This window comes from Pontibacter flavimaris, from assembly GCF_001907195.1.
Lineage (GTDB): Bacteria > Bacteroidota > Bacteroidia > Cytophagales > Hymenobacteraceae > Pontibacter > Pontibacter flavimaris.
The window spans coordinates 57,709-73,739 of the sequence record NZ_LVWA01000012.1 but is presented as its reverse complement, the minus strand read 5'-3'; the positions used below and the strand labels follow the sequence as shown (position 1 = coordinate 73,739).

Genomic DNA, 16,031 nt, shown 5'->3' with positions numbered 1-16,031 from the left:
CAGGCCCTTATAGAGACGGCGCTATGCTTTAAGGGGCGCAGACCCTGTTTTTTGCAGGTGTCCGGATTTTGACCAAAGTATAAACCAATAGCGTTGATCACGTAATTTGGCTATTTTTGCAGCATGTATACCCGCGAGCAGGCATCACAAATCAGGCAGCAGTTCTGGACCACCTTTGGCCAGTACCTCTCGCCGCAGCTCTCCGCCGATGGCTGGAAAGTGAACTGGCTAAACTATAAAACCGGTGTGAAGGACGTCTACTTCCGGATGAACGCCGACAACAAGCGCGGCTACATCGCCATTGAGCTGACGCACCCTGACACGGAGATGCAGGAGCTGGTGTTTGATCAGTTTCTGGAGCACAGAACCATGCTGCGGGAGGCGCTGGGCGAGGAGTGGGAGTGGCTGCTGCATACTTCCGACGAGTCGGGGCGGGTGGTGAGCAGGATTTACAAGGAACTGGCCCCGGTAAACGTGTTCAGTAAAGACGACTGGCCATCCCTGATCTCGTTCCTGAAGCCCCGCATTATCGCGCTGGACGCGTTCTGGAGCGATGCAAAGTATAGTTTCGGAGGGTAGGCTGGCTACCAGGTTGTGTCGTCATCGGGCTTTATAAACCCGAGGCCCGGACGGAAGCGGGTGCCCCGACCATGCAGGTGGTCCCACATGTCGGCCTCCAGCTTCAGTTTGTCCAGTTGCAAAAACTCTTCCCAACGCTCCCTGTCATCGGCATCGAACTCGTTTACCAACTCCTGCAGGTGCATGTTGCCGCTTTCCTGCTGCTGCGCCACCAGGTGCGGGTTGGTGCGCAGCATGTGCTCTATCTTGATGCGGAAGTAGGTGTTCAGCTCCTTGTACCGTGCCTCGTCCCAGTTCTCCAGGTTCGGATTTTCCATGATTTTCTTCGTAAAGGCTTTGGTTAAGTATACCCAAAGTAGCAGGCGAAGTTATGCAGATTTGCTTAACCCGCTACTCTCTGGTATGCCTGTCCGGAGCCAAAGCTGCTGCGGATCTCCCTTTCCGCGGAAGCTATACTTTATACTTGTCTGAATCAGGATTTACAGGATGCACGAATGAGCAGGATTTCATACTTGCGCAGAGACTTTGAATCTGCGCTTTTTCTGGCGCAAGTCTCCAGACTTGTGTCTTACTATGATGTCGAGTCTGTGCCTCGACTGGCTTGAAAAGCCATACTTGCTTTGGCTATACTTTATACTTCAGCCATACTTCCTTAGCCGCTGCTTCCTTCCACTTAAACCAAGCTATGCTTTCTAGCTGCTGCTGATCCTCAGTCTTACGAGCCCATAGTTTCATTTCCTGCTTTGGTGCTCTCAAGCCCGAGAGGGCTCGTCCTCGGGCGTCGCGCTGGGAGCTTTTCCTGCCCTCGTACCTCGGGCTGCCTCACTTGCGTTCGTCACCGGAAAAACTCGCATAGGCGCTCAACCCAAGGACTGGGATCAGGTTCGATAGCTTCGGCCTTATTGTCATCTCGAATGAAATGAGAGATCCCTTTAGAATTCCAGATAGATCCCTCACTAAGTTCGGGATGACAGGGAAAGTGGCAAGTATAAATTTGGAGCTGTAGGGACAGGTCGCGACCTGTCCGCGTGATACCAGTTGTCATAAAACTTATACTTTAGCAACAGTAATAGCAGAGCTCCCTCCCCTGTTCTTAGGGGAGGGTTGGGGTGGGGTGAAAGCAGCAGTGGTTGGACCCGGCGGCGCCAATTTCTGCCCTTGCTTTTGGGCCAATGGGCAAGAGTGAAAATCCCCGGTGTTCATGCGTGATGTACTCCGAGCCTGAAGAGAAATTATACGGCCCTGCCACGCTTACCAGAAAACAGTAAATGCACGGCCAGCGCCAGTACCGAAAACACCAGCCCCACCAGTACCACCCCGTCCCACTGCCATAGCTGCCAGGCCTGGCTGGCAAGGATGGTTCCGGTGGCGCCGCCCATAAAGTAAGTGAACATGTAGACCGTGTTCAGGCGGTTGCGGGCCTCAGGGTTCAGCGAGAAGATGAGCGTTTGGTTGGAGATATGGGAGCCCTGCAAGCCAAGGTCCAGCAGCATGACGCCCACCACCAGGCCCACAATGCTGTAGCTGAAGAACCCGAACACGATGTAGGAAACGAGGATCATGGCCAGGGTGGCGATCTGGATGTTTCGCGTATCAAACCTGTCGCTAAGCCTGCCCATCACCGAGGCCATGATAGCTCCGCCGGCACCAACCAGCCCGAAGGCGCCCGCCACATCGCTGCCGGCAAAAAAAGGCGGACCCTCCAGCAGAAAAACCAGCGTGGTCCAGAAGCCGCCGAAGCAGGCAAACGAAAGTGCCCCGCGCACGGAGGCCAGGCGCAGTACCGGCTCGGTTCGGAACAGGTGCACCAGCGATTGCATCAGGCTCTTATAGCTCCCCTTAAACTGAGGGTGTATCTCCGGAAGCAGGAAGTAGATGGCCACCCATAGCAGCAGCATCAGCCCCGCAGCGATCAGGAACATGGCCCGCCAGCCCAGGTGCTCTCCCACAAAACCACTGAGCGTGCGCGAGAAAAGGATGCCCACCAGCAGGCCGCTCATCACCGTACCCACCGCCTTGCCGCGCTCCTCCGGCCGGGCCAGGTGCGCCGCCATCGGCACAAAAAGCTGGGGCACCACACACGTGGCCCCAATCAGCAGGCTGGCTGCCATCAACGTATAAATGTTGGGGGAGAAAGCCGCCAGCAGCAGCGAAAGTATGATGAGCACAAAGTCGAGCAGGATCAGGCGCTTGCGTCGCAGCATGTCGCCGAGCGGGATGATGAACAGCAGCCCGATGGCGTAGCCCACCTGCGCCAGCATCGCCACCATGCCCGCGCTGGACTCCGACACCTGAAAGGTATCCGCAATCTTCACCAGCAGGGGTTGGTTGTAGTAGTTGTTGGCCACCACCATGCCCGAGGCAATGGTCATAAGCCAGAGGGTGGAGCGGGTAAGCTGCGGATCAGTGGTGGAAGTATGGTTGGGCGTCATGATAGGTAAACGGATCATACCTCACTATCTGCCGAAACAGGAGCTACAAAGTATAAAGTGTCGTGTATCAAAGGTTGTTGTCGCTTGCGGGGTCTCTGATTTTATCTTCGGCGGAAGTATGAATCGGGCTAAGAATGAATGAACCCTAAAGTAGGGCACCACTGGCAGCGGCAGCAAGATAAGTATAGCCAGGCACTGAAAGGCACAAAAAGCCAAGCGGGAAGCGATGCCCCTACAGGGCCGGCGGCTAAAAATCCTCCTGCCGGCTTGCGCCGGGCGGGTTAAACAGGCCCCACTCATCCCATACATAGTTCCACGGGTCGAAGCCGGAAACCCAGTCCACGAACAGCAGCCGGTACTCCTCGATAGCCTTGCGCAGCAGGGGCAGGTAGGTGGTGTCCTTAAAGCCGTACATCTCCAGGGCCGTGCAGTTGGTGAGCAGGTCGCGGGCGGCCTTGCGTATCAGCACGGCGTTTTCCATCTGTATGTCGTAGAGGTCGGCACCTACGGCCCCGGCTACCTTCACCGTCAGCAGGGCGGCATCGGTCAGCATGCGTTCCCGCAGGTGCTGCAGCAGCGCGTTGTCCTCCGGCACCAGGTCCACGATGTAGGAGGTCAGCTGGTAAATCTCTTCCCCTTTCCGGAAGATTGGGAGATGCTCGGGTTTGTGCATGGGGCCAGTTTTAATAGCGTATACGGCAGCTGCTGCGGCTGCGGCAGGTTATTCGTTAAAGTGGTACAGGAACGTGATGATACCCGTGAAAGCCGGTTTTTTGCTGTCCTCGATCTCCAGCGTTACCTCCAGGCGGGCCTTGGCGATGCCGCGCAGGTTCTTTACCGACAGCAGCTTGGCGCGCAGGCGCACGCGGCTGTTCACGGTTACGGCCTGGTTAAAGCGGAGGGTCTCAATCTCATAGTTCACCTGCATCTTCAGGTTACGGATGGAGGTGATCTGCAACCACAGGTAAGGCAGCAACGACACGGTGAGGTAGCCATGGGCGATGGTGGCGCCAAAGGGCGTCTCCTGTCTGGCGCGCTCGGCGTCCAAGTGTATCCACTGGTGGTCCAGGGTGGCATCGGCAAACTTGTTTATCTGCTCCTGCGTGATGGTATGGTAATCCGATACACCCATTTCGGTGCCTTCATACTTCGTGAGTTCTTCAAGGGTGCTAATGACTAACTGGCTCATAAGGTAAGGTTGTATGTGTTTGTGTGGCAGCGCGCATTCTTTGTTCCTGCTTTATACTTCAGCCCGGCTCAAAACTTAACAATACAGCAAACAGGCGCTGGTGCGAGGCCTAATATACGAAACTTCAATATGTAGTGGAACGAATAAATGCGGAGAGCGCCTTAAAAGTATGGTGTGTTAGGCGGATAAAGTGCCTAAAACTAAATTTTTTAGCCGCTCCTAGCATATTTATAGCATAAAAAGTATACTTTTTATAATCTTGATAGTATAAAATATAAACGTTTTTGAATCTAAAAATCAAAAGCAATGTTTCTAAGATAGCCACCAATGCCTGCAGCAGGTGAACCTAAGGTTCCCGCCAAGAGAGAAACGGAAGCGGTAGAGAGGTGGTGCCGCAGCCTGGTATAACACAGGCTACAGTAGTAGGCGGCCAGGGACACCCAACCACCCCGGCTTAGTAGATAGGGCGCTTTGAAAAAAGGTCCTTGCAGCGAGCGAGTTTATACTTTCAGGCACCCGGAACCTATACGGCTTAAGTATGGCGCACACGGGGAGCCGGACCAGCATCAACAGGAATCCTGACACAAACCAGGCAGCAGGCTGCCGGTTCTAAATAAATAGATCAGCAATAAACCCTAATTTCTATGATCATATTAAGTGCTTAGCAGTACCCCGGGCCCCAGTTGCTGTTTGAGATACTGTTTTGAAAGCTCCTAAAAAATGATTCTGACCATGTTAAGGAACACCCGCTATGAACATTTTAGAAAAGATCAAGACGAATTACAGCGCCTCCATGAACGAGATGACAGTAGCTGCCTATCTCGAGGAGTGTAAAAAGGACCCGAAAATGTATGCCAAGCCCGCCGAGCGGATTCTGGATGCCATCGGGGAGCCGGAGGTTCTGGACACGCGCCAGGACCCGAAGCTAAGCCGCATCTTCTCCAACAAGAAGATCAAGATCTACCCCGCCTTCCGGGATTTTTATGGGATGGAAAGCACCATTGAGCAGATCGTGTCCTACTTCCGGCACTCGGCCCAGGGGCTGGAGGAGAAGAAGCAGATCCTCTACCTGATGGGCCCGGTGGGCGGCGGCAAGAGCTCGCTGGCCGAGAAGCTGAAGCACCTGATGCAGCAGCACCCCATTTACGTGCTCAAGGCCGGCGACGAGGTGAGCCCCGTGTTCGAAAGCCCGCTTGGCCTGTTTGCCGACTATACCGACGAACTGGAGGAGGAGTACAGCATCCCGTCTCGCTACATTCCCAGCTGCATGAGCCCCTGGGCTTCCAAGCGCCTGCGCGAGTTCGATGGCGACGTGAACCGCTTCAAGGTCATCCGGATGTTCCCCTCTATTCAGGAGCAGATCGCCATCTCCAAAACCGAGCCGGGCGACGAGAATAACCAGGACATTTCCACGCTGGTAGGTAAGGTGGACATCCGCAGGCTGGCTGAGTTCCAGCAGAGCGACCCGGATGCCTATTCCTACACGGGTGGCTTGTGTTTGGCCAACCAGGGTTTGCTGGAATTTGTGGAGATGTTCAAGGCGCCGATAAAGGTGCTGAACCCGCTGCTCACCGCCACCCAGGAAAAGAACTACAAAGGCACGGAGCCCATTGGCGCTATTCCGTTTGACGGCATCATCCTGGCCCACTCCAACGAGTCGGAGTGGGCCAAGTTCCTGAACGATAAGAAGAACGAGGCCTTTCTGGACCGTATCTACAAAGTGCAGGTGCCCTACGTGCTGCGCGTGAGCGAGGAGATCAAGATCTATGAAAAGCTTATCCGCGAAAGCTCGTTGCGCGAAGCGCCTTGTGCCCCCAAAACTATTGAATTATTGGCTGAATTCTCGGTGATGTCGCGGTTGAAAGAGCCGGAGAACTCCAGCATTTACTCCAAGATGCGGGTGTACAACGGCGAAACGCTGCGCGAAACCGATCCTAACGCTAAATCCATTCAGGAGTACCGCGACGATGCGGGCATTAACGAGGGCATGCAGGGCATTTCGACCCGCTTTGCCTTCAAGATCCTTTCCAAGGTCTTTAACTTTGACAGCGAGGAGATAGCCGCCAACCCGGTGCATTTGCTCTATGTCCTGGAGCAGGAAGTGATCAAGATGATGCTGCCGCCGGAAACGGAGACGAAATACCTGCACCTGATCAAATCGGTACTGGCCAGCAAGTATGCCGAATTTATTTCGGATGAAATTCAGAAGGCTTATATTGAGTCGTACAGTTCGTATGGCCAGAATATCTTTGAGAAGTACGTGGTGTACGCCGACCACTGGATGCAGAACAACGATTACCGCGACCCGGACTCCGGCGAGATCTTCGACAGAAGTATACTTAACGAGGAGCTGGAAAAGATCGAGAAGCCGGCTGGCATTGCCAACCCGAAGGATTTCCGCTCCGAGGTGACGAATTTCTTCCTGCGCTACAAAGCCAACCACGGCGGACAGAGCCCACGCTGGGACTCGTATGAGAAGATCAAGAACGTGATCGAGAAGAAGATCTTTACTAACACCGAAGACCTGCTGCCGGTGGTGTCATTCAACGTGAAGTCGAACGAGGAGGACGAGAAGAAGCACCGCGACTTCACGCGCCGCATGCGCGACCGTGGCTACACCGACAAGCAGATCCGCATCCTGGTAGACTGGTTCATGCGCGTACGCAAAACGATGGCCTGATTGAAGTTAGAAAGTTTGGAAGTTAGAAGGTTAGAAAGTCGTAATCTACAGACTTAAAAAGTGGAAACCTTCAACTCTTAACTTTCTAACTTTTTAACCTTCTAACTTTCTAACTCCCATGTCCCACATCATCGACAGACGCAAGAACGATAGGGGAAAGTCTACGGGTAACCGGCAGAAGTTCCTCAAGCGGGTGGAGAACCAGATCAAGCGCGCCATTCCCGACATCCTGAGCCAGGAGAGCATCAAGGATACTAAATCGGGCGGCAGCGTGAAGGTGCCCGTGCGCGGGCTGGAGGAACCCCATTTCCGCCACGACCCTAAAACCGGTAAAAAGTATATCGTGCAGCCGGGCAACGACAAGTTCAGCGAGGGCGACCGCGTGCCCAAGCCCAAGAGCGGCGAGGGCAGTGGCAGGGGCAAAGGCTCCAACAGCCCGCAGGTAACAGAGGATGAATTTACGGTGGTGCTCTCCAGGGAGGAGTTTCTGAAGTATTTTTTCGACGACCTGGCGCTGCCCCACATGGTGAAGAAGCTGATGGAGAGCACCGAGAGCTTCTCGATGCGCCGCGCCGGCTATACCCGCGACAGCGTGCCCTCCCGACTTAACATCAAGACAAGCTACCAGCAATCTTTAGGGCGGCAGCTGGCCCTGCGGGGCGTGTTTGAGAAAAAGCTGAAGGGGCTGGAGGAGCAATTGGCCAAAACCCGGAAAAAGGCGGAGCGGGAGGCGCTGGAGCTGGAGATGGAAAGAGTTCGACGGCAGGCCAACACCATTCCGTTTTTCGAGGACATCGACCTGCGGTATAACAACTTCGAGCGGGTGCCCATACCGGTAACTTCGGCTGTCATGTTCTGCATCATGGACGTGTCGGCTTCGATGGGCCAGCACGAGAAGGACATTGCCAAGCGCTTTTTCACGCTGCTCTACATTTTCCTGACGCGCCAGTACAAGAACGTGGAGCTGGTCTTTATCCGCCACCACACCGAGGCCAGGGAGGTAAGCGAGGAGGAGTTCTTTAACTCGCGCGAGAGCGGCGGCACGGTGGTGGCACCATCGCTGAAGCTGGTGGACAAGATCATGCGCGAGCGCTATGACGAGAGCTGGAACGTGTACTGCTGCCAGGCTTCCGATGGCGATGTGTGGTCGAAGCAGGATGCGCTGGAGTGCAAGAACCTGGTGCTGGAAACCATACTTCCGAGCATCCAGTTCATGGCCTACATCGAGATCAGCAACAAGGAAAGAGAAAGTGACCTGTGGCAGGCTTACAAGCGCATCAGCAACGATGATGACTTTGCCATCCGGCATGTGTACGAGCCCTACGAGATCTGGCCCGTTTTCCAGGGACTGTTTAGGAAGCGGAGTGAAACAACAAAATAAGACACAGGACTAGTTGAAATGGGCGGGAAGTTTAATTGGGTAAAGCTAGTATAACGCTGGCTTGTTGCCACTCTGAATTGTCCCCTTGAGGGGACTACAGGGGTGTTTTACAATAGAAGGAATGCAAGTGAGGAAGAACAAAATTATACCTTACCGAGAGGATTTGAAATCTAAGGCCAGAGAGCTGCGGAAGAACAGTACCCTATCAGAGGTCCTTTTATGGCAGGAAATCAAAGAGCGAAAGATTCACAGATACCAGTTCCACCGCCAGTTGCCCATGTTAAACTACATAGTAGACTTTTACTGTCATGAGCTACAGCTTGCTATAGAGGTAGACGGTGATAGCCATGATAGAAATTATACATACGATGTAGAGCGGCAGAAGGAATTGGAGCAGCTTGGCGTCCGTTTTCTCAGATTTGACGACCTGGCGGTAAAGCGGAATTTGTCTGATGTTCTGAGAGCTATAGAAGGCTGGATTGCAGAGCAAAAGGATATTGTCTAAAACGATTACACCCCTGTAGTCCCCTCAAGGGGACAATTGGCACTAAAGAGGAAAAGAGAAATTAAAATTACCTCCATGACAGACATAGAAAAATATCGCACGCTGTTCTGTAATCCCAACTGGGACGGAGAGACGCTGGAGGCCGCTGATGAGGTGATCAGCAGGATAGGGAAGGAGTACCTCAAGCTGAAGACCTACCCCAACCAGATCGAGGTGGTAACCTCGGAGCAGATGCTGGACGCCTATTCCCTCACGGGCCTGCCTACCTCGTACCCGCACTGGAAGTTCGGCAAGGACTTCGTGCTCAACCAGAACAACTACACCAAGGGCCGCATGGGGCTCTCGTACGAGCTGGTGATCAACTCCAACCCCTGCATCAGCTACAACATGGAGAACAACTCCACCTGCATGATGCTGCTGGTGATCGCCCACGCCTGCCAGGGCCACAACGCCTTCTTTGCCAACAACTACATGTTCCTCGATTGGACCTCGGCCGACTCCATAGTAGACTACATGTCCTTTGCTCGGGAGTATATTCTAAGATGCGAGGAGGAGTATGGCGAGGAGGAAGTGGAACGGGTGCTGGACGCGGCCCATGCCCTGATGCACCACGGGGTGGACAAGTATAAAAAGCCCTCCAAAGTATCGGCAAAAGAGGAGAACGAGCGCCTGAAGAAACTCACGCTCATCAAGCGGGAGAATTACAACGAGCTCTGGCGCACGCTGCCCTCCATGCCCGATGTGCAGGAAACCAGCACCAGCGACGATTACAGGTTCCCGAAGGAGCCGGAGGAGAACCTTTTATACTTTATAGAGAAGTATGCGCCGGCCCTGCCACCCTGGAAACGTGAGATCATCCGGATTGTGCGCAAGGTGGCGCAGTATTTCTACCCGCAGGGCGCTACCAAGGTGATGAACGAGGGCTTTGCCACCTTTACGCACTACCACATCATCAACAGGATGTTTGACGAGGGCTATGTGAACGACGGCTTTATGCTGGAGTTCCTCAAGAGCCACAGCAGCGTGCTCTACCAGCCGGAGTATAAGAGCAAATTCTACTCGGGCCTGAACCCGTATACCTTGGGTTTTAATATTTTCATGGACATCAAGCGCATCTGCCAGAATCCTACCGCCGAGGACAAGCAGTGGTTTCCCGACCTGATCGGGAAAGACTGGCTGGAGCAGGTGCACTACGTGATGGAGAACTTTCGCGACGACAGTTTCATTCTGCAGTACCTCTCCCCGAAGGTGATCCGCGACATGCGCCTGTTTACTGTTGTGGATTGCGAGTATGAGGATGAGTATGAGATCGGGGCCATCCACAACGAGCGCGGCTACCGCAGGGTACGGGAACACCTGAGCAACCAGTACGACCGCGCCTCGCTGGTGCCTAACATACAGGTTACCAAAGTAGACCTCCACAGAACCAGCAAGCTGCACCTGACGCACTACATCCAGAAAGACCGCCGCCTGGACGCCAGCAGCGCCAAAGACACCCTGGATCACATCCGCTTCCTGTGGGGCTTCCCGGTGGAACTCCACTCCAAGAACAAGCTCGGCATTAACGAGACCTCTTTTGAGGTGAAGTAGTGACAAAGGCACCTACAGGTTTGAAAGACGCCGCAGGATCATGGCGTCTTTCTTGTTTCCGGCCTTTGCGTACAGTGACGGGTATCGCTGCAGCCCCAAAGCAGCAACCATTTATACTTTCTATGGTTATTTATACTTTAGTGAACTAACAAACCTGAAGTATGAAGTATAAACAGCTCGGAAAATCAGACTTAAGTATAAGCGAAGTAAGTTTTGGCTGCATGTCGCTGCAGGGCGATGAAAACGAAAGTATAAAACTGCTGCACCAGGCGCTGGACAAGGGCATTACTTACTTTGATACCGCCGACCTGTACGACAAGGGGAAGAACGAGGAGACGGTGGGCAGGGCCTTTAAAGGTATGCGCGACAAGGTGATCATCGGCACGAAGGTAGGCAACCAGTGGCGCCCCGATGGCAGTGGCTGGGACTGGAACCCCTCCAAAACCTACATCCTTCAGGCGGTGGAGCAGAGCCTGAAACGGCTGCAAACCGACTACATCGACCTCTACCAGCTGCACGGCGGCACGATTGATGACCCGATAGATGAGACTATCGAGGCCTTTGAGCAACTCAAGCAGCAGGGCAAGATCCGGCACTACGGCATCTCATCCATCCGGCCCAACGTGATACAGGAGTATGTGCGCCGCTCCAATATTGCCAGCGTGATGCTACAGTACAGCCTGCTGGACCGCCGTGCCGAGGAGAAGGTGCTGGAACTGCTGCAACAAAACAATATTGGTGTGCTGGCACGGGGCAGCCTGGCGCAGGGGTTGCTGGCCGGTAAACCTGCCAAATCTTACCTGAATTATACTTTGGAGGAAGTGCAGCAAGCGGCCAAGGCTGTGACAGAAGTAGCCGGAGCTTCCAGAAAGGCTTCTGAAACGGCTGTCCGGTTTACGTTGCATCACCCTGCGGTTACCTCTGCCGTAATGGGTATCCGGACGAAGCAGCAGCTGGAAGAGGCCCTGCATGCTGCCAGCGCCGAACCGTTGGACCAGGCGGAAGTGCGGCAACTGGAGGAGGTGCTGCCTGCCAACAAGTATGAGCAGCACCGGTAACCTTTCTAACTCGGGCTTGCAACATGTGCCTTTATACGTAGGCTATACTTCTATACTTGAAGCTATACTTTATACCTAATCTTTCTGGCGCAAGTCTACAGACTTGTGTCCTACGGGTGGTGTCAAGTCTCTGACTTGACTGGCTTGAAAAGCCATACTTGCCTTGGCTATACTTTCTACTTTTCCTGGCGCAAGCGTCCGCTTGTGCCTCTAATAGCCGCTGCTTCCTTCCACTAGATACAAGCTATACTTGCTAGCTGCCGTTCATCCTCTAGTTCCCACAAGCCCATAGTTGCATTTCATACTTTGGTGCTCTCAAGCCCGAGAGGGCTCGCCTTCGGGCATCGCGCTGTGTTCCCTTCCTTTGCTCCTGACGTCGCAATGCCCTTACGGGCACCGGAATCTCACAAGGCGCTCAACCCAAAGGCTGGGATCAGTTTCGATAGCCACTGCCTTTTGTCATCTCGAATGAAATGAGAGATCTCTATAGAATTCCCGATAGATTTCTCGCGCTGCTCTTGATGACAAAAAAGAATAGCAACAAGTATAATTCTTCTAAGTAGGAGCGGCTTTATACTTTGTAGGGACAGGTCGCGACCTGTCCGCGCGATAGCCTCAACTATGCAACTTATATTTTTGAAGCAGCAACCACCCCTACCCCTCCTTGGACAAGGAGGGGTAGGGGTGGTTGGATTCGGTACTGCAGAACTCCCTCCCCTGTTCTTAGGAGAGGGTTGGGGAGGGGGAAAAGCAGGGGTGGTTGGACCAGGCACCACAAGCAAAGCACATAGCTAGAGGCCCGCAGAGGGGCAGCAAGTCAAGTATAAATTATACATAGCGCAGAGGTATGTGCACACTCCGGCAGCTACAAAAAACGGAGCAGCAGCAAATGATCTTTTGCTGCTGCTCCGTTTATACCTGTGCTATACTTTTGTCGGATAGCGCCAGTGGCTCCTTAGTCGTAGCTGTTCTTTTTCTTTTCCAGTTTAGCGGCCTTCTTTTCCTTTTCGGTTTTAGCCGGCTTCTTCTTTACGTCCTTTTTCGCGTCTTTAGATTTTGCCATGGTTTCAGGGTTTTGAGGTTTAGCTAAAGGTACGTTATTTTCGGATGCGTTGCCTGTTTTCGTGCTTTTAAAGAAAAAATATTGCCGCCTGCCCCATAACCCGGCTACGCGTAATGCACCTCCAGCTCTTCGGCCTCCAGGCCCAGCGCGATGCCCTGCAACAGAATGCGGGAGTTAGGGTGGGCCGGGTCGCGCAGGTCGTTTTCGATGTCGCGGATGGTGGTCTGGAACGGGTCTCCGCTGAAGAAGCGAAACCACAGCACTTTACCCGTTTCCGCTGGTTCTTCCTCGTCTTCTTCCTCTGTGTCGTCATGCATCACCTGCAGTTCTATCTCCCGCAGACGGGCAATCAGGTCGTCCAGGTCTATCTGGTTGTCCAGGTAATCGTTAAAAGCCCTGCTGGCGATGGGGGTGTAGTGGGGTAGTTGGGACATAAAGGATATATGCTAAACAAAGTATAAAACGGCCGCTAAAGTACAGAACTGATCACAAACTTCGGCTTATACTTCTGTACTGATTTCTGGTAAAACCATTTCAGTTCTCCGTCGTGCAGCTCTACCACAAAGCGCCAGCCCCTTTTTGGCGTGTGTTTTATTTTCCGTACTACGCCCAGGGCTCCGAAAGTAAATTTTTTTCCTTCTTCTGTATACGATCCTTTTACGGTTACTTCTTCGCCCATGCGGAATTTGGACGGGTAGGGGAGTTTGTTTTCTGCGCTCATACTTAATAAATAGGTTATTTTCGGAGGGAGTACCTTTTGTTATACCAGTTCCTGCGCCTTCTTCCAGTTCTTTCTCAGGATGGGGCGCTTCACGCTGGTTTCTCCGTTAGACGGCTCGCCGGAGAAGTGACAGAATTTCTCAGGGTATTCTGCTCTTTCGGATTTGCAATCCGAAAGTATACTAGCCGCGGATTTGTAATCCGCAAAAGAAGGAAGTAGCTACTGGCAGGCAGCCGGATTACAAATCCGCCATTACTCGGGTTCCGGATTGCAAATCCGGAACAGCAGCGGGAGAGATCTTGCAGTACGCAATTATCATCCCCCTACCTCTCTGGAGGGGCAGGTTTATACTTTGCTTATACTTTATACCTGGCTACAGCACCAGCTCGGCCTGCTTACCGCCTTTGGTTTTTTTGCCTTTGGCTGCGGCGGCTTTGGCGGCTTTTATCTTTTCCAGCAACACGCTGGCGGGCTCATCGTTGTGATCTTGTGGCACCAGCTCGCCGCGGAAGGCTTTGGCAAGTATGGCTTGCGGCAGCTTGTCTATCATTACTGCTCTGCGGAAGTTTTTAAGAAGCTCCGGTATACGCTCCAGCTTCGCTTTCAGAGTATCGAGGTGCTGAAAGGCTTCATCCAGTTTGGCTACTATGCGCTTTTGCTCGGCAAGGGGTGGGAGGGGGAATGCAAATCTTTGTAAATGCGATGGCCCAATATTTCTTTGTGCAGTACCGGTGCTGTATTCATCAGCTTGTTCATGGAACCAATCAGATTTCAAGAAGTAGTATACAAATTGTCTTGTTACTACATCATCTTGTAAGCTTCTGAATCTTACTATACTTGTATTCAGCATTAGAGGCAAATCCACTTCTTGAATAATCGCAGTTTTGCCAATTGTTCCTGATGTTGAACAAATAATATCACCTTCATTCAACAAAAAATGTTGGTATTTCTGATCTACTTCATCCTGATCAAGAAATCCACATAAAGAAGTATCTACTCTTTCATTAGATAAGGTTCTGATATTCAAGAAGGGAATGCCACTATCGCGGTATTGAAATTTACGCAAACCCGGCCCTTCTTGAAAATAAACCACCTCTGGTAAATTAACTACTTCCCAACCCTCTGGTAATTCTCTCTCCATTATCCCAACAGTTCAATTATCTGGTTCAACTCTGTTTGTATGGCTTTTAGCTCGTCAGCGGCCTGGCGGGCGAGGTCTATCGGCTCTTCGGTGTGGGCGCTGCTGCTGTAGTTGGCGTCGGCAATCAGGCCGAGGTCCAGCGAGTCGTTCTTTTTGGCAATCTCTTCGCGGCTGAGGCAGCTCCAGCGCTCGTCCTGCACCTGGGCGCGGCGGGCATGGTCTATACTTCCGTCATAGCTTTCCTTCAGCTCGTCTAGGGCAAGGCCGCCGGTATAGGCTTTCACAAAATCGGCGAAGGCGTTGCGGGTAAAGGGCGTGCGCTTGCCGTAGCTGGGGGCGTTGGTGCGCATGTCGTATAGCCATACCTGGTCGGTGTTGCCGGTTTCTGTTTTCCCGCGCTCAAAAAACAGCACGTTGGTTTTTACGCCGGCGGCATAAAATATACCGGTTGGAAGGCGCAGGATGGTGTGCAGGTTGCACTTGTCCATCAGGTCGCGGCGTATCTTGCGGCCGTCGCCGTCTTCAAACAGCACGTTGTCGGGCAGCACCACGGCAGCCCGTGCCTTGCCATCCTTTTTAAGCGAGCGGTAAATGTGCTGCAAAAAGTTCAGCTGCTTGTTGCGCGAGAGGTATACCAGGTCGTCGCGCGTGGGGTTTTCGCCGCCCTGTTTCGTGCCGAAAGGCGGGTTGGCCAGCACGCCGTCAAAATTTTTAAAGTCCTTGCCCAGCTCCGAGAGCGTGTCGCCCATCTCGATGCGGCTCTCCAGGCCGTGCAGCTTGGCGTTCATCAGGGCTAGGCGGTGGGCATCCTGCACCAACTCGCAGCCGCTAAAGGCATCTTCTACCTGAAACCTGCGGTCTTCGGAGTTCAGTGTAAAGTAATTGTTGGTTTTGTCGCGCAAATATTGGTCGGCAGCGATCATAAAGCCGAAGGTTCCGGCAGCAGGGTCATTCCAGCGCTCTTTCAGCTTCGGGGCCATCAGCTCCACCATCACGTTAATGAGCGGGCGAGGGGTAAAGTACTGGCCGGCACCGCTTTTCTTTTCGCCGGCGTTGCGCTCCAGCAGCTCCTCGTAAATGGTAGCGATCTTGTCCTGCTCCACATCGTCGTACCAATCGATGGCGTCTATACTTGTCACCAGCGTTTTCAGGTTCACAGGCTTGCGCAGGGTAGTGGAGGCGTTGGTATAGATCTCCTTCACGGCCGCGTTATCAGACTTGGTGCTGATGGTAGCCAGCAGCTCGCGGTAAGTATCGAACAGGTCTTTGTTATCGGTTATACTTTTGAGTTTGCCCCAGCGGTATTCTTCGGGTATGGCTTCCTCAAAGTCTTTTACCTCCGATAGGCGCAGGAAAAGGATATAGGTTAGTTCGTTCAGGTACTGGTGGTAAGTAACTCCGTCGTCGCGCAACACATTACACAGGTTCCAGAGTTTATTCGCAATTTCTTCGGCACTCATTTAAGTTGGGAAGTTAAAAAGTTAAAAAGTTAATCGTTGTTAAAGTCCCCCTTTCAAGGGGGTAGGGGGATGATTTACACCTGCGAGGTACATCCCCAACAGCATTTTACACTTCATGATACTTCAGTAGCTAAAGCTTCTGCCAGTTCAAACGTCTTGTCATCCCCCTTCACCCCCTTCAAAGGGGGACTTTGTTTCATACCCTCTCCTGTTTTTAGGAGGGGGCCGGGGG

General features: G+C 53.0%; 14 protein-coding genes. 6 read left to right on the top strand and 8 right to left on the bottom strand.

Translation table 11 applies throughout. The features are described 5' to 3' along the window. Positions 1-123 precede the first annotated feature (123 nt). The gene (locus A3841_RS17905) at positions 124-579 is read left to right on the top strand and encodes a DUF4268 domain-containing protein (protein WP_073854477.1); all 456 of its coding nucleotides are present in this window, start codon (positions 124-126) and stop codon (positions 577-579) included. A 5-nt stretch (positions 580-584) separates the two neighbouring features. Here A3841_RS17905 and A3841_RS17900 read toward each other — a convergent pair whose 3' ends face one another. From A3841_RS17900 to A3841_RS17885, 4 genes are all read right to left on the bottom strand, one after another. Continuing rightward, a complete protein-coding gene (locus A3841_RS17900) occupies positions 585-896 on the bottom strand; it encodes a hypothetical protein (RefSeq protein WP_073854475.1) in 312 nt (103 codons plus the stop codon). 915 nt (positions 897-1,811) lie between these two features. Continuing rightward, positions 1,812-3,029: an MFS transporter gene (locus A3841_RS17895; RefSeq protein ID WP_073854473.1), complete on the bottom strand. Its 1,218-nt coding sequence runs from the start codon at positions 3,027-3,029 to the stop codon at positions 1,812-1,814. Between the two features lie 229 nt (positions 3,030-3,258). Next, entirely contained in the window at positions 3,259-3,684 is a 426-nt protein-coding gene (locus A3841_RS17890; RefSeq protein WP_073854471.1) for a hypothetical protein, read from the bottom strand. Between the two features lie 48 nt (positions 3,685-3,732). Next, entirely contained in the window at positions 3,733-4,200 is a 468-nt protein-coding gene (locus tag A3841_RS17885) for a MaoC family dehydratase (RefSeq protein WP_073854469.1), read from the bottom strand. Between the two features lie 751 nt (positions 4,201-4,951). Between A3841_RS17885 and A3841_RS17880 the strand changes: the two genes are divergently transcribed. The 5 genes from A3841_RS17880 to A3841_RS17860 all read left to right on the top strand — a co-directional run bounded on the left by A3841_RS17880 (position 4,952) and on the right by A3841_RS17860 (position 11,414). Next, positions 4,952-6,880, top strand: coding sequence for a PrkA family serine protein kinase (locus tag A3841_RS17880; protein WP_073854467.1), 1,929 nt, complete (start codon positions 4,952-4,954; stop codon positions 6,878-6,880). A gap of 118 nt (positions 6,881-6,998) precedes the next feature. Further along, positions 6,999-8,261, top strand: coding sequence for a YeaH/YhbH family protein (locus tag A3841_RS17875; RefSeq protein WP_073854465.1), 1,263 nt, complete (start codon positions 6,999-7,001; stop codon positions 8,259-8,261). Between the two features lie 163 nt (positions 8,262-8,424). Next, entirely contained in the window at positions 8,425-8,766 is a 342-nt protein-coding gene (locus tag A3841_RS17870; RefSeq protein ID WP_317042502.1) for an endonuclease domain-containing protein, read from the top strand. A gap of 75 nt (positions 8,767-8,841) precedes the next feature. Then, positions 8,842-10,356 carry a SpoVR family protein gene (locus A3841_RS17865; protein WP_073854463.1) on the top strand — a complete coding sequence of 505 codons (1,515 nt, stop codon included), beginning with the start codon at positions 8,842-8,844 and terminating at the stop codon, positions 10,354-10,356. 161 nt (positions 10,357-10,517) lie between these two features. Beyond that, the gene (locus A3841_RS17860) at positions 10,518-11,414 is read left to right on the top strand and encodes an aldo/keto reductase (protein ID WP_073854461.1); all 897 of its coding nucleotides are present in this window, start codon (positions 10,518-10,520) and stop codon (positions 11,412-11,414) included. 1,167 nt (positions 11,415-12,581) lie between these two features. On the opposite strand, the gene A3841_RS17855 is transcribed toward A3841_RS17860, so the two are convergent. From A3841_RS17855 to A3841_RS17840, 4 genes are all read right to left on the bottom strand, one after another. Continuing rightward, on the bottom strand, positions 12,582-12,911 hold the full coding sequence (locus tag A3841_RS17855) for a hypothetical protein (protein ID WP_073854459.1): 330 nt from the start codon (positions 12,909-12,911) through the stop codon (positions 12,582-12,584). Between the two features lie 35 nt (positions 12,912-12,946). Further along, positions 12,947-13,198 carry a hypothetical protein gene (locus A3841_RS17850; protein WP_073854457.1) on the bottom strand — a complete coding sequence of 84 codons (252 nt, stop codon included), beginning with the start codon at positions 13,196-13,198 and terminating at the stop codon, positions 12,947-12,949. A 373-nt stretch (positions 13,199-13,571) separates the two neighbouring features. Beyond that, the gene (locus A3841_RS17845) at positions 13,572-14,339 is read right to left on the bottom strand and encodes a restriction endonuclease subunit S (protein ID WP_073854456.1); all 768 of its coding nucleotides are present in this window, start codon (positions 14,337-14,339) and stop codon (positions 13,572-13,574) included. Continuing rightward, a complete protein-coding gene (locus A3841_RS17840) occupies positions 14,339-15,799 on the bottom strand; it encodes a type I restriction-modification system subunit M (RefSeq protein ID WP_073854455.1) in 1,461 nt (486 codons plus the stop codon). The genes A3841_RS17845 and A3841_RS17840 overlap by 1 nt, the downstream gene beginning before the upstream one ends. Positions 15,800-16,031: the final 232 nt, after the last annotated feature.

What these genes read in the sequence shown, in the direction of transcription:
- A3841_RS17905 (WP_073854477.1), top strand. Translation starts at nt 124, where the DNA reads ATGTATACCCGCGAGCAGGCATCACAAATCAGGCAGCAGTTCTGGACC.
- A3841_RS17900 (WP_073854475.1), bottom strand. Translation starts at nt 896, where the DNA reads ATGGAAAATCCGAACCTGGAGAACTGGGACGAGGCACGGTACAAGGAG.
- A3841_RS17895 (WP_073854473.1), bottom strand. Translation starts at nt 3,029, where the DNA reads ATGATCCGTTTACCTATCATGACGCCCAACCATACTTCCACCACTGAT.
- A3841_RS17890 (WP_073854471.1), bottom strand. Translation starts at nt 3,684, where the DNA reads ATGCACAAACCCGAGCATCTCCCAATCTTCCGGAAAGGGGAAGAGATT.
- A3841_RS17885 (WP_073854469.1), bottom strand. Translation starts at nt 4,200, where the DNA reads ATGAGCCAGTTAGTCATTAGCACCCTTGAAGAACTCACGAAGTATGAA.
- A3841_RS17880 (WP_073854467.1), top strand. Translation starts at nt 4,952, where the DNA reads ATGAACATTTTAGAAAAGATCAAGACGAATTACAGCGCCTCCATGAAC.
- A3841_RS17875 (WP_073854465.1), top strand. Translation starts at nt 6,999, where the DNA reads ATGTCCCACATCATCGACAGACGCAAGAACGATAGGGGAAAGTCTACG.
- A3841_RS17865 (WP_073854463.1), top strand. Translation starts at nt 8,842, where the DNA reads ATGACAGACATAGAAAAATATCGCACGCTGTTCTGTAATCCCAACTGG.
- A3841_RS17860 (WP_073854461.1), top strand. Translation starts at nt 10,518, where the DNA reads ATGAAGTATAAACAGCTCGGAAAATCAGACTTAAGTATAAGCGAAGTA.
- A3841_RS17855 (WP_073854459.1), bottom strand. Translation starts at nt 12,911, where the DNA reads ATGTCCCAACTACCCCACTACACCCCCATCGCCAGCAGGGCTTTTAAC.
- A3841_RS17850 (WP_073854457.1), bottom strand. Translation starts at nt 13,198, where the DNA reads ATGAGCGCAGAAAACAAACTCCCCTACCCGTCCAAATTCCGCATGGGC.
- A3841_RS17845 (WP_073854456.1), bottom strand. Translation starts at nt 14,339, where the DNA reads ATGGAGAGAGAATTACCAGAGGGTTGGGAAGTAGTTAATTTACCAGAG.
- A3841_RS17840 (WP_073854455.1), bottom strand. Translation starts at nt 15,799, where the DNA reads ATGAGTGCCGAAGAAATTGCGAATAAACTCTGGAACCTGTGTAATGTG.